This window comes from Solemya velum gill symbiont, assembly GCF_002020255.1.
GTDB lineage: Bacteria > Pseudomonadota > Gammaproteobacteria > Chromatiales > Chromatiaceae.
Map to the genome: position 1 here is coordinate 78,738 of NZ_MPQG01000003.1, position 14,241 is coordinate 92,978.

Genomic DNA, 14,241 nt, shown 5'->3' on the forward strand with positions numbered 1-14,241 from the left:
GTTGAATCACGCCCAGAAAAAAGGCGCCCCGTTCGGGACGCCTGTTCGGATCAGGAACCCTGGACCTGCGCCATAACCTCGGCTGCAAAATCCTCTTGTTTCTTCTCAATCCCCTCACCCACTTCGTAGCGCGTGAAGCTAATCACCTTTGCACCTGCCTTTTCAAGCAGCTTGCCGACAGTAACATCGGGATCCTTGACGAAAGCCTGACCGTTAAGAGTGATCTCCTCGAGGTACTTGCGAACACGCCCTTCAATGATCTTGTCGACGATCGCTTCAGGCTTGCCGCTCTCAAGAGCCTGGGAGCGAAAGATTTCACGCTCGCTGGCGAGCTTCTCGGCAGGAACATCGTCTGCAGAAACACATACAGGGTTGCTTGCAGCAATGTGCATTGCGATATCACGACCCAGCTCTGCGTCACCACCTTCCATATCGACGAGAACACCGATACGCACACCGTGACGATAAGAGTAGACTCCGCCACTGGAGTTGATACGTACAAAACGGCGCACGGACATGTTTTCACCGATTTTTGAAATCAGTGCATCACGTGTCGCAGCAATTGTTGCCTCTTCACCATCATGCAGAGGCATATCGACCAGTGTCTCAACATCCGCAACATCAGAGTTGAGCGTACGCTCTGCAACTGCATTGGCAAAAGATGAGAAGTTTTCATCCTTTGCAACAAAGTCAGTCTCACAGTTGACTTCAACCATTGCGGCTGACTTGTTGTCATCGCTGGCAGCAAAAACAATCAGACCTTCCGCAGCAATGCGTCCAGCCTTCTTGGCAGCTTTCGCCTGACCGGATTTACGCATATTCTCGATAGCGGTTTCGATATCGCCATCTGTTTCGACCAGTGCTTTCTTGCACTCCATCATGCCTGCGCCAGTTCTTTCACGCAGCTCTTTAACCAAAGACGCGGTAATCGCCATTACATCGACCTCGTAGGAATTGAATTAGGTTTGGGTTCCAGTAAGCCTTGCGAAGGAATTAACCTTCTGCAGGTGCTTCCGGTGCAGGTTCAGCTGCTGCTTCTGGAGTAGGCTCTGCAGCCGCTTCAGGTGCTGGTGCTGCAGGTGCAGTGTCACCACCGGCTGCAACTGTTGCTGCACTGGCACGACCTTCAAGAACCGCCGCAGATGCGCCCTGTACATATAGCTGTACTGCGCGGATAGCGTCATCATTTCCAGGAATGACGTAATCGATTGCATCCGGGTCATTGTTGGTATCAACGACAGCAATAACAGGAATCCCCAGCTTGCTGGCTTCAGCTACAGCATTCTTCTCGTAACCGCTATCTACAATAAAGAGCGCATCGGGAATGCCGTTCATGTGCTTGATGCCACCAAGACTGCGGTTCAGCTTTTCCATTTCACGAGTAAGAGTCAGTTGCTCTTTCTTGTTGAAACGGGTTGAAAGGCTACCATCCTCGCTCATGCTCTCAAGATCCTTGAGGCGCTTGATAGACTGCTTGATGGTTTTGAAGTTTGTCAGCATGCCGCCGAGCCAACGATGGTTGACATAGGGCATATTGCAACGCTCGGCTTCTTCGCGAATCACATCGCGTGCCGCACGCTTGGTGCCGACAAAGAGAACTTTGCCGCCATTGGCTGCAAGGGATCCGATGAAATTCATCGCATCATTGTGCAGTGGCAGGGTCTTCTCAAGATTAATGATGTGGATCTTGTTACGCTCGCCAAAGATGTAGTTAGCCATCTTCGGGTTCCAGTAGCGGGTCTGGTGACCAAAATGTACGCCTGCTTCAAGCATCTGGCGCATGCTGATATTTGCCATTTTTTAATAACTCCAATATCGGGTTGGGCCTCCATGTATCCCGACTCTCAACCTTCAAGAGGCACCCAGAAAATCGTGTCGATACATGTGCGGATTAACTTCACTGAAGCGACTTTGCTCCATGAAGGGCGCGATTTATAGCATAATGCGCGCCCAATCTCAATCTTTAACGGATAAGAGTCTGTATAATCCGCAGCAATACCTAACAGGGCAAACAACGAAATTATGGCCGTCACAATAAAAACAGCAGAAGAAATCAACAAGATGCGTATCGCCGGGCGACTCGCAGCTGATGTTCTGGACATGATCGGCGAACACGTCAAGATCGGCGTGAGCACCGAAGAACTCGACACTATTTGCCATGACTACATAGTCAATGCACAACAGGCAATTCCTGCCCCACTGAACTATCACGGCTTCCCGAAATCGATCTGTACATCTGTCAACCACCAGGTTTGCCATGGCATTCCAGGCGGCAAAAAACTTAAGAATGGCGATATTATCAATATCGATATCACTGTTATAAAGGATGGCTTCCACGGCGATACCAGCCGTATGTTCATTGTCGGCGAGGGTTCGATTCTCACCAGGCGCCTGATCGACATTACCCGCCAGGCGATGTGGAAAGGTATCGAGATGGTAAAGCCGGGCGTCCATATTGGCGATATCGGCCATGCGATCCAGACTCTTGTCGAGTCCAGTGGTTACTCAGTCGTACGCGAGTATTGCGGTCATGGCATCGGGCGCGAGTTTCACGAAGATCCGCAGATTCTCCACTATGGCACACCAGGTAACGGACTCACCCTCCAGGCAGGCATGTGTTTTACGATTGAGCCCATGGTCAACGCCGGTAAGCGTCAAATCAAACTCCTGCCCGACAAGTGGACAGTTGTCACCAAGGATCGCAAGCCTTCTGCCCAGTGGGAACATACGCTGGCTGTCACTGAAGATGGATTCGAAGTCTTCACCCTGGGTGCAGAAGAACGGAGTTGAACAATGCTTCCTGCTGAAATTGAACTCCCACTCCTGAAGACACTGGAATCTGCAGGAGACCATATCGGCGAGCTCAAAAGTTATATCGATGCCATCAACCAGGCCCTTCTAGCTGCTTTCAAAAAGGGCGCTTCCATCGATAGCGTCATTACGGGGCGTGCACACCTGGTCGATAAGCTGTTGCAGTCGATCTGGGAGCAGAAATGTGACCCTGATTGCGGAGCGGCCCTTATTGCTGTTGGTGGTTACGGCCGTGGTGAACTCCATCCCTCCTCGGACATTGATCTGCTGTTCCTTGTAGAAGAATCCCTTCAACAGGAGAGCGAAGAACAGATTTCTGCCATTGTCACCCTGTTGTGGGATATTGGGCTGAATATAGGACATAGCGTTCGCACACCGGAAATGTGTGCCACCGAGGCAGAGAATGACATCACTGTGACCACTACCCTGATGGAATCCCGCCTGCTGGCTGGTAGCGAAAGCCTCTACACCGAAATGCAGGCTGCAACCGGGCCGGACAAGGTGTGGCCGCCAGATGCCTTCTTCCAGGCCAAGCTTGAAGAACAACAGAGGCGGCACAAAAAATACGATGATACCGCGCACAATCTGGAACCCAATATCAAGGGCGGCCCTGGCGGCCTGCGCGATATCCTGATGATCCAATGGGTCGCAAGGCGCAAATTCGGAGTGACATCACTCAACGAACTGGTCGAACGCGGCATTCTCACCGAGGCCGAGTTCAGATCTCTTGAACTGGGTAAAAAACACCTGTGGCGCATTCGTTTCATGTTGCACACAATTACCGAGCGCGAGGAGGATCGCCTGCTGTTTGACCTGCAGCAGAAACTGGCAGCAGCATTTGAACACAGGGACAACGAGGCCAACCTCGCAGTCGAGCAGTTCATGCAGAAGTACTACCGGACCATTGCCCGACTGCAGCGTCTCAACGAGATACTCCTGCAATACTTTGAGGAATCGATCCTCAACGCGGATGAGAAGCGCGAAATTACAGTGCTGAACCGCCGTTTTCATATCGTCAATGGCTACATCGGGGCTGTCGACAGCCAGATTTTCAGCCACAGGCCGCTGGCACTGCTGGAAATCTTCTTTCTCATCACCCAGAACCCCATGATCCGTGGCATACGTGCCTCAACGATCCGCCTGATACACGAGCACTTGCACCTTATCGATCGTCGTTTTCGTAACGACCCGAAGGCAAAACAGCTTTTCCTGCAGATTGTCAGACAATCGCATGGTGTTTACCGAGTGCTGCGCAGCATGAACCGTTATGGCTTGCTGGCTGCCTATATTCCCGCCTTCACCAATATCGTCGGACGTATGCAATACGACCTGTTTCATGTCTACACAGTCGATACGCATACCCTGTTCCTGATTCGAAATATGCGACGCCTGACGGTTCCTGAACTGAGCAGTGAATTCCCTTTGGCGAGTGAGATAATGGCTTCAATTGATCAGCAGGAGACCCTGATTCTGGCCGCCCTGTTTCACGACATAGCAAAAGGTCGTGGCGGTGACCATTCGGAACTCGGTGCGGTTGATGCGCTTCATTTCTGCCGTGCACACAATTTGTCCGAACAGCAGGTGCACCTGATCTCCTGGCTGGTAAAAAACCACCTGGTGATGTCGATGACTGCGCAGCGCAAGGACATTGAAGATCCGGACGTCATCCGCAACTTCGCAAAGCTTGTGATGACGCCGAAACACCTCAAGCACCTCTACCTGCTGACACTGTGCGACATGCGTGCAACCAATCCGAAACGCTGGAATGGCTGGAAAGATACCCTGCTTAAACAACTCTACCGCCACACGCTCAGAGAGCTGAACAATCCACAGTCTGAAGCGGATGATTACTCCGAGCTGCAGAAAAAGCAGACACAGGCACGCGAGGAACTTGCCGATCAGGACCAGAAAGCGGTGACACAATTATGGATGCAATTTAGTACTGACTACTTTCAACACCATAGTGTGCAAGAGATAGCCTGGCACGCTGATGTCATTCTCTCCACCCCGGAACATGAATATCCACAGGTTCGTATCCAGTGTGAAATGAAGCCGGGTGCGAGCGAGATTCTTATTGTCGATATCGATCATGACAACCTGTTTGCCATCATCACCTCGATAATTGACCAGTGTGCGCTCAACATAGTACAGGCACGCTGTGAAACCACGGATGACAACAAGGCAATCAACAGCTTTTCGGTACTTGAGGAGGACGGTAGCCTGATCTGTGACAGGCACCGCGAGGAAGAGATTCGCTCTCGCCTCATCGACGATATAAAGAATCTTACCGAGCCACCGGTCAATTCACGACATGTTCCGCGCCAGCTTAAACATTTCGAGATTCCCACGACCATCGAGTTCAGCCAGGACAAGACCAACATGCGCACTTTACTGCGACTGCAGACTGCTGACAGGCACGGTCTGCTGTCGCGCGTCGGTCTCGCCCTCAGCCAGGCTGAGGTGCGTCTGCTGAACGTCATTATCGCTACTGTGGGAGCAAAGGCAGAGGACACTTTCTTCCTGGTCGACCGTAATGACGAACCCATTACCGACCCGGAGCATCTTGAACGCATCAAGTCGCTGCTGCTAGAGCACCTCGAATAGCAGGATAGCCAGACCAGAACGCAAAAGACCGCCACGAGGGCGGTCTTTTGCGTTAATAATTGTAATCCGGGGCAAGCCCCGGGCAGCAATCAAACATCTCTTGCTCTCTTACATATTAACCAACAGCGGTGCGATAACCAGTGAGACTATCGCCATTACGTTGATGAGGATGTTCATTGATGGACCAGAGGTATCCTTGAAGGGGTCGCCTATGGTGTCACCAACAACGACGGCCGTGTGAGTCTCGGAACCCTTGCCACCAAGATTACCCTTCTCGACATACTTCTTGGCGTTATCCCAAGCACCACCGGCATTCGCCATGGTGATTGCCAACAGAACACAAGCCAGCAGAGCGCCACCCAGCATACCACCTAGCGCTTCAGGACCAAGACCGAAACCGACAACGATTGGTGCACCAACGGCAATCACACCTGGCAGCACCATCTTCTTCAGTGCAGCGGTAGTTGCAATATCGACACAACGCTCAGTATCAGGCTTGGCTGTACCTTCCAGAAGACCGGGGATCTCGTGGAACTGGCGACGAATCTCATGGATCATGTCGAACGCGGCTTCACCGACAGCAGTCATAGTCAGGGATGCAATCAGGAATGGCAGCATGCCACCAATCAGCATTCCACCAAGTACCAGCGCGTTACCCAGTTCGAGAGCAAAATCCGGCTTGCTTGCTGCAATGGTTTCCACGAAGGCGGTAATAATCGCCAGTGCAGCCAGTGCAGCAGCACCGATTGCAAAGCCTTTACCGATCGCCGCTGTAGTATTACCCAGTTCATCAAGTGAATCGGTAATAGCGCGAACTTCAGGACCAAGTTCCGCCATCTCGGCAATACCGCCGGCGTTATCGGCAACAGGACCGTAAGCATCGATTGCCATAGTAATACCGACGGTAGCCAGCATGCCGACAGCCGCGATACCGACACCGTAGAGACCGGCGAGCCAGTCAGAGGCAATAATAATGGCAACAATCGACAACAGAGGAATCACCACTGATTGCATGCCGATTGCAAAACCGGCGATGACAACGGTTGCAGGTCCGGTATCACCGGCTTCAGCAATCCTTCTTACCGGGGAACCGTTAGTGTAGTACTCGGTTACCAGTCCGATGACGATACCGCCGAGCGCGCCAGCAAGCACTGAACCCCAAACGCCGACCGAAACACCTGTCATGGTCACTACGAAGTAGGCCAGAACCATGAAAAGAATGGTCGCTCCCATGGTGCCGATACGCAGTGCCACCGCAGGCTCCTTACCGGAAACCAGCTTGACTGTGGCAATACCGAGAATCGAGCTCAACAGGCCGGCAGACGCCAGCAGCAATGGCAGACTCATGAGTGCTTCCTGCGTACCCAAACTGGCAAGCGTCGCCGCTGACAACGTTGATGCAATCGCGATAGTAGCGATCATGGAGCCACAGTAGGACTCGAAAATATCCGATCCCATACCGGCAACGTCACCAACATTATCACCGACATTATCAGCAATAACACCCGGATTACGTGGATCATCTTCAGGGATACCTGCTTCTATCTTGCCAACCAGGTCGGCACCAACGTCCGCACTCTTGGTGAAGATACCGCCACCGACACGAGAGAAGAGCGCAACCGTGGAAGCACCCATGCCGAAACCGTGGATCGCATGAGCCGTCTCGGGATCACCGCCAAACACCAGGTAGAGAGAACCAAGGCCAATCAGACCCAACGAGGCAACTGCCAGTCCCATGATGGAACCGCCAAAGAAGGCAACTGAAAGTGCTGCCGCTGGACCTTCGTCTTTTGCAGCACAAGTGGTGCGCGAGTTGGCGTGGGTGGCCGTATACATACCAATCCAGCCAGCGGTAGCAGATGCAAGTGCACCGACCAGGAATGCCAGCGCTGTTTCCCAGCCAAGGCTGAAGTAGAGGCCAACCAGCAGAACCAGGGAAAACATACCCAGCATACTGTATTCGCGTTTGATAAAGACCATCGCACCGTGATGAATCTCATCACCGATCTCGCCAACTCGGTCGATTGTCACCGGGTGGCGCTTGACCATACTAAAAATGACAAAGCCTAGTACAAGCCCTATCACTCCAAAAGAAACTGCTATTTCACCAGTCATAACTTACCCCACTTATATGTGTAATTTTTTTTACAATGTAACTTGAATGGTTTTTTACTTAGCAGGACAAAGTCTATGCTTTGAATGTCTCTAAGTATAGGGATTCAGGCATAAAAAAATGCACCACTAGGGTGCATTTTTTTATGGTGTATTGCACAATGCTCACTCAAACGGGTGTCGCAGAATCATGGTTTCCGCGCGATCCGGACCGGTTGAAATGATGTCGATCGGAGTCTCGCAGAGCTCCTCGATCTTGCGCAGATACTTCCTTGCAGCTTCCGGCAGCTCGTCATAATTCTTGACGCCAACCGTCGATTCGCTCCAGCCTGGAAGCTCTATATAGATTGGCTTGCACTGCTCAAACAGATCAGCCCCGGCTGGTGGGTGCGTCACTTCTTCGCCATTGAGATCGTAGGCAACACAGATTTTCAGGGTGTCCATACCGTCAAGTACATCGAGCTTGGTAATGCACATACCTGTCACGCTGTTGATCTCGAGAGAACGGCGCAGGGCAACTGAATCAAGCCAGCCGCAACGACGTTCACGCCCGGTAGTGGCACCGAACTCATGGCCCTTTTCACCGAGATGGTGGCCATCCTCGTCAAAAAGCTCCGTCGGGAAGGGCCCGGCACCAACGCGAGTGGTATAGGCCTTGACGATGCCAAGAATATAATCGAAATCGCGCGGACCAACACCTGAACCTGCAGCAGCTCCACCGGCAGTGGTGTTAGAAGAGGTCACATAAGGATATGTACCGTGGTCAATATCCAACAGGGCGCCCTGGGCACCTTCGAACATGATGCTCTTGCCCTCGCGGCGCATGCGATGCAGGATACCGGGAATATCGTCGATCAAACCAATCAACTGCTCACGCTGCTCCAGAGCCTCATCAAGTACCGCCTGGTAATCAACCGCATCCTGCTTGTAGTAGTTAACCAGTGCAAAGTTGTGATACTCCATCACTTCTGCAAGACGCGCCTTGAAGTGCTCAACATCTACCATCTCACCCAGTCGGATGCCACGGCGAGAAATCTTGTCCTCGTAAGCTGGACCGATACCACGACCCGTGGTGCCGATCGCCTTTTTGCCACGTGCAATCTCGCGCGCCTGGTCGAGCGCAATATGGTACGGCAGGATCAGTGGGCAGGATTCGCTGATACGAAGACGTTCACGTGCCGGTACACCGGATTCTTCAAGCATCTGCAGCTCTTCGAGCAGTGCTGCAGGAGAGAGCACCACGCCATTCCCGATCAGGCACAGCACGTTTTCACGAAGTACACCGGATGGAATCAGGTGCAGAATCGTCTGCTGCCCATCGATAACCAGCGTATGACCGGCATTATGCCCGCCCTGGAAGCGCACAACCGCCGACGCTTTATCAGTCAGCAGGTCAACGACCTTGCCCTTGCCTTCATCTCCCCACTGGGAGCCGATTACTATGACATTCTTGCCCATCTCTACACTTCCGAAAATAAAATCAAAAAAACTTGTGTCAATTCCCTTTCTCGACACGCCAGCCAGCATCTGTCTTGCGTATAACCTCGCCGCACTCCATAGCGACCATATCAACATCCTGCCCCGGCAACTCCTGGATTACGATGCGTCCTTCCTGACGCAAGCTGTTAACCAGCGCAAGCAATTCAGCATCTTCACCCCAGGGAGCCAGAATGCGTGTCGGTTGTTGCGCCTGCTGTACAGAGCCAAGCTCCGAAAGAACACGCAAATCTGTGCTGAAACCTGTTGCCGGACGAGCACGTCCGAAAGCACGACCAATATCATTATAGCGACCACCGCGTGCTATCTCGGTACCACTGCCCGGTGCAAATGCTGCAAACACAATACCTGTCTGGTAGTGATAGGCGCGCAGTTCGGCAATATCAATATGCACACTCGCCTCGCTGACTCTCGATGCGATCGCGGTGGCGATCTGCTCAAGATTCTCAAGCGCCGCCTTGACCTCTGGTGATGCCTTAGCCAGCCTGTTTTTCGCATCATCAAGCGTTGAAATATCGCCACTCAGACTCGGCAGAGCCAGCAGCATGTCGGCCATGTCACTGTCCAGCTCCAGCTCAGCGATCAGGCTCTCGATCTCTGGCAGCGCCTTGCGCTGCAGCGCATCGAACAGCACCATTTCATCTTCACTGCTGATACCTGCCTGCTCGACAAGGCCACGATAGATGCCCACGTGCCCGAGGTCGAAATGAATACGCGGCAAACCCGCTGCCTTTAGCGTCTCCAGCATCAGGGTCAGAACCTCGACATCACTGGCAACACCGTCATGACCAAAAAGCTCGGCGCCTACCTGTAGCGGGCTGCGTGAACCGCCAAAACCATCGGGACGAGTCCACAATACATTACCGATATAACAAAGCCGTGACGGTTTGTCGCTGCACAACTTGTGTGCATCGATGCGTGCAACCTGCGGTGTCATGTCTGCACGCAGACCCATCATGCGGCCGCTCAGCTGATCGGTCAGTTTGAAAGTTTTCAGATCAAGATCTGCACCGGTTCCGGTGAGCAGCGATTCGACGTACTCGACCAGCGGCGGCATCACCAGCTGATAACCCCAGCTGTGGTACAGGTCCAGTAACTGCCGGCGCAACTGTTCAACCTGTTCCGCCTGTGGCGGTAACAGTTCGTCTATGCCTTCCGGCAGCAACCAGTGTTCATTTTGCCTTTTCATCATTCTCTATGTCGTTTTCTACAGACGCACCAGGTAAAGCAGGACAAGGCCGGCAATCATACTGATTATCCCCGCCGTTCGCATCGAATTGTCGTCCATGTCGGACATTTTACGCATTGTCTCGCGAAATTTCTGTGACGAGAGAAAGGGAAAAATTCCCTCGATAATCATTAACAGCGCAAGTGCCGCCCACAGATCCTGCATAGTCTAGCCCGGGTCAATCCTGAAAAAGGCCGGGACAAGCCCGGCCTGTGCAACTAACTCAACAATCTGATTCTACTGCGATTGCTGATTCAAGTAACGAAAAAATTCCGATTCAGGATTCAACAGCATCACGTCACCACCCTGCTCGAAGATGGTGCGATAGGAGCTGAGACTGCGCCAGAAGGCATAGAATTCAGCATCCTGTTCAAATGCAGTGGCGTAAATCTCTGCAGATTTCGCATCACCCTCACCACGGATTTTCTCCGCATCACGATAGGCTTCAGCTAGCAGTTCAGTACGCTCGCGCTCTGCCTCTGCGCGAATCCTTTCGGCTGCCTCGGCACCCTGTGCACGCAGCTCCTTGGCCGCACGTTCACGCTCGGTACGCATACGACGGTAGATCGCCTCGCTCAACTGCGGGGGGAAATCAACCTTCTTGACACGTACGTCGATAATTTCAACACCAAGGTCAGATGCATCTTCAGAAGCCGACTTCGCAAGCAATTCCATGATTTCAGCACGTTCACCAGAGATAACTTCCTGGATGGTGCGCTTGGCGAACTCGTCACGCAGTGCCGTGTTGATTCGTTCGCCCAGCAGCTCAGCTGCACGTCGCATGTCACCGCGCGTGGTACGGTAGAACTTTTCGACCTGTAAAATGCGCCACTTGACGAAAGAGTCCACCACGACGAACTTCTTCTCAATGGTGAGAAATTCCTGTGGACGTGAATCAAGCGTCTGTATGCGGCGGTCAAACTTGATTACGGAGTTGATCAGCGGGATACGGAAATGGACACCCGGATCATATTCGGTCTCGACGATCTCACCGAGACGCAGCTTGATAGCAACCTCGCGCTCATCGACGACAAATGCCATAGAAACCAGTGCAACCAGTGCAACCAGTACGATTCCAACGATTAATTTACCCATCAACGAGTCCTCCTGTCACGGCTGCCACGCGAATCAACACGCTCTGTTGCCTGGCTGTCGCCGGGATCTGCCGCCGTCGTCCCAAGATCATCGAACTGCTCCTGCTGAGGAGCTGTACGGGTGCGCTGCTTCATCAACTGGTCCAGCGGAATGTAGGTAAGATTATTGCTTGAGTTGGTATCCATGACCACTTTACTCGTGTCACTGTAGACCTGCTCAACAGTTTCCAGATAAAGACGCTGGCGTGTCACTTCTGGCGCCCTCTTGTACTCGCCAAGGAGCGAGAGAAAGCGCGCAGACTCACCTTCAGCCTCTGCAATGACCTGGGCCCTGTAGGCCTTGGCATCTTCAAGACGACGGGCAGAAGCACCACGTGCACGCGGTACAATCTCGTTAGCATAGGCCTCGGCCTTGTTTTCGAAGCGCTCCTTGTCCTCGCGCGCCTTGTTGACGTCATCAAACGCCTCTTTTACAGCAGGTGGTGCACCCGCACGCTGAATATTGACACCAACAATCTCGAGACCCGTCTGATAACGTTCGACCAAAGTACGCAGGCCCTGCTCTACAGCGTCTGCAATCTGGCTACGATTTTCCGAGACGATAATGCTGTCGAGTGGATTCTGTCCCACAACCTCACGCAGCGTCGTTTCGGTCGCATCGCGTATGGTTTTCTCCGGGGCAAAGTCCCTGAACAGGTAGGTTTCAGGAGCTGAGATGCGATACTGCACCTTGAGTTCCAGGTCGACGATATTTTCATCGCGCGTCAGCATGTGTGCTTCAACTTGAAAGTTCTCGACATTATCAACGTTAACCTTGATAACTTCCTCTATTGGATAAGGGATATGCCAGTTTGGCCCCGGTTGGGTAACATCCCCGAAGGCACCAAAACGCAACACAACACCACGTTCTGCCGGCTGCACAATATAGAACCCGCTCGCAGCCCAGACTGCCGCAGCAACCACCAACAGTGCAGCGACACCCTTGCCGCCAATACCGCTGGGAAAGCCACCGCCACCACCGGAGCTTTCACCGCCGCCGTTGCCACGCGATTTGCCAAACAGCCCGCCAAGCTTCTTCTGCAGATTCTTGACTACTTCGTCTAGATCAGGCGGGCCGTCATTACGATTGCCTCCACCCCAGGGGTCGCGATCGCCGCCACCCGGTTGATTCCATGCCATTCAAAACTCCGGAATAGTAATTTAATAATGGACAAATAATGCCAAAGCACGAATTCTAGCCGGATTGGCGCACAATTCATACCATACACTTCAAGTGATTTTGGACTACTTCACTCTGCGGATGGTTCCTCGCCCAACAGAGGGAAGTTCTTTTTGAGTTGATTGAAGCTGCGCAGGGGCATCCTGAAACTGACGATCGTATCGCCCTTTTCCGAGTATTTCTCCTCGAGGATGTCTGCTTCACGGTAGAGTGCAGCTCGCAATGCGCCTTCTGACGGGGGCAATTCGACTGTTTTCGTCACCTGCTCACTCGCCGCGAGTTCTGCCAGCACCTCGATAAGCAGGTTAATTCCCTCACCACTGACGGCAGAGAGCCAGACCTTGATCGGACGCCCCTCATCATCTCTTTCGATACGCGGCTCGACCTCTTCCATTCGGTCGATCTTGTTCATTACGATCAGCTGAGGGATGGTTTCCGCGTTGATCTGTTGTAACACATCATCCACTTCGGCAACCTGTATTTGATATTGCGGATTGGAGGCATCAACAACATGCAACAGCAGGGAAGCATCAATGGTCTCCTGCAGGGTTGACTTGAATGCCGCGATCAACTCGTGCGGAAGACGCGAAATAAATCCGACCGTATCTGCCAGCACCAGCGAGGTATTATTCGGTAATTCAAGCCGCCTGAGTGTTGGATCAAGTGTCGCAAACAGTTGGTCCTGAGCGTAGACATCGGCCTCAACGAGACGATTGAAGAGAGTGGATTTGCCGGCATTGGTATAACCGACCAGGGAAACGGTAGGCGTATCTGCACGGCGACGTGCCTTGCGCCCCAGTTCGCGCTGGGCATCAACTTTATCAAGACGCTTCTGGATACGGGTGATACGCGCCCCGATGAGCCGCCGGTCTGTCTCCAACTGGGTTTCACCCGGTCCACGCAGGCCGATACCACCCTTCTGACGTTCGAGGTGAGTCCAGCCTCTTACCAGACGCGTGGAGAGGTGCTTGAGCTGCGCCAGCTCAACCTGCAGCTTGCCCTCGAAGGAGCGTGCACGCTGGGCGAAAATATCCAGTATCAGGCCGGATCGATCGAGTACCCGGCAGGAGAGTTCGGCTTCGAGGTTGCGTTCCTGGGCAGGTGATAGCTCATGATCAAATATCACCAGCTCGCCGTCGTGCATGGCAAGCAGTTCCTTGAGCTCTTCGAGCTTCCCCTTGCCGATAAATGTCCTGCTATCCGGTGATGTACGCACACCTGTCAGCTGTGCAATCGCCTCTGCACCGGCAGAACCGGCGAGTTCAGCAAACTCCTGGAGCTCCTCCTCGTCTGGCTGCCCGGAAAAACCGACATGCACAAGGACGGCACGCTCACCACTATCCGGGCGTTCGAAAAGCTCCACGAGTTAATCAGAACCTGAAAATAATGATATCAGGCGTTACCCGGCTCAGGCTGGTCAGAATCTTCTTCAGTGGCGAGACGGACATTCCGTGCTGGCACAATGGTGGAGATGGCGTGCTTGTAGACCATCTGGCTGACAGCATTCTTGAGCAGAACAACAAACTGATCGAAAGACTCGACCTGGCCCTGCAGCTTGATGCCGTTCACAAGGTAAATCGAAACAGGTACACGCTCCTTACGCAGCGCGTTGAGGAAAGGATCTTGTAAATTTTTCCCTTTTGACATGATGGTATATCCTTTTGTGGCTTGGTTAT

The 14,241-nt window shown here is 52.8% G+C and carries 12 protein-coding genes; 2 read left to right on the top strand and 10 right to left on the bottom strand.

Annotated elements, in window-relative coordinates; translation table 11 throughout:
- Positions 1–50 precede the first annotated feature (50 nt).
- Together tsf and rpsB are read right to left on the bottom strand one after the other, a co-directional pair.
- On the bottom strand, positions 51–935 hold the full coding sequence (tsf, locus tag BOW06_RS03915; RefSeq protein WP_078454444.1) for a translation elongation factor Ts: 885 nt from the start codon (positions 933–935) through the stop codon (positions 51–53).
- 58 nt (positions 936–993) lie between these two features.
- Positions 994–1,797 carry a 30S ribosomal protein S2 gene (gene rpsB, locus BOW06_RS03920; protein WP_078452568.1) on the bottom strand — a complete coding sequence of 268 codons (804 nt, stop codon included), beginning with the start codon at positions 1,795–1,797 and terminating at the stop codon, positions 994–996.
- Between the two features lie 225 nt (positions 1,798–2,022).
- Here rpsB and map point away from each other — a divergent pair, with 225 nt between their 5' ends.
- On the top strand, positions 2,023–2,790 hold the full coding sequence (gene map, locus BOW06_RS03925) for a type I methionyl aminopeptidase (protein WP_043115896.1): 768 nt from the start codon (positions 2,023–2,025) through the stop codon (positions 2,788–2,790).
- A 3-nt stretch (positions 2,791–2,793) separates the two neighbouring features.
- Entirely contained in the window at positions 2,794–5,415 is a 2,622-nt protein-coding gene (gene glnD, locus BOW06_RS03930; RefSeq protein ID WP_078454445.1) for a [protein-PII] uridylyltransferase, read from the top strand.
- Positions 5,416–5,523: 108 nt separating this feature from the next.
- On the opposite strand, the gene BOW06_RS03935 is transcribed toward glnD, so the two are convergent.
- The 8 genes from BOW06_RS03935 to hfq all read right to left on the bottom strand — a co-directional run bounded on the left by BOW06_RS03935 (position 5,524) and on the right by hfq (position 14,212).
- Positions 5,524–7,530: a sodium-translocating pyrophosphatase gene (locus tag BOW06_RS03935; RefSeq protein WP_078454446.1), complete on the bottom strand. Its 2,007-nt coding sequence runs from the start codon at positions 7,528–7,530 to the stop codon at positions 5,524–5,526.
- A gap of 162 nt (positions 7,531–7,692) precedes the next feature.
- A complete protein-coding gene (locus BOW06_RS03940; RefSeq protein ID WP_043116663.1) occupies positions 7,693–8,985 on the bottom strand; it encodes an adenylosuccinate synthase in 1,293 nt (430 codons plus the stop codon).
- Between the two features lie 37 nt (positions 8,986–9,022).
- Entirely contained in the window at positions 9,023–10,213 is a 1,191-nt protein-coding gene (locus BOW06_RS03945; protein WP_043116665.1) for an ATP phosphoribosyltransferase regulatory subunit, read from the bottom strand.
- Positions 10,214–10,231: 18 nt separating this feature from the next.
- Positions 10,232–10,417: a DUF2065 domain-containing protein gene (locus BOW06_RS03950; RefSeq protein WP_078462828.1), complete on the bottom strand. Its 186-nt coding sequence runs from the start codon at positions 10,415–10,417 to the stop codon at positions 10,232–10,234.
- Between the two features lie 72 nt (positions 10,418–10,489).
- Entirely contained in the window at positions 10,490–11,347 is an 858-nt protein-coding gene (hflC, locus tag BOW06_RS03955; protein ID WP_052132006.1) for a protease modulator HflC, read from the bottom strand.
- Positions 11,347–12,525 (bottom strand): FtsH protease activity modulator HflK, encoded by a 1,179-nt coding sequence (hflK, locus tag BOW06_RS03960; RefSeq protein WP_043115903.1) that lies wholly within the window; start codon positions 12,523–12,525, stop codon positions 11,347–11,349. The genes hflC and hflK overlap by 1 nt, the downstream gene beginning before the upstream one ends.
- A 110-nt stretch (positions 12,526–12,635) precedes the next feature.
- On the bottom strand, positions 12,636–13,928 hold the full coding sequence (gene hflX / locus BOW06_RS03965) for a ribosome rescue GTPase HflX (protein WP_078452572.1): 1,293 nt from the start codon (positions 13,926–13,928) through the stop codon (positions 12,636–12,638).
- Positions 13,929–13,957: 29 nt separating this feature from the next.
- Positions 13,958–14,212, bottom strand: a complete 255-nt coding sequence (gene hfq, locus BOW06_RS03970) for an RNA chaperone Hfq (protein ID WP_043115908.1) — start codon at positions 14,210–14,212, stop codon at positions 13,958–13,960.
- Positions 14,213–14,241 lie beyond the last annotated feature (29 nt).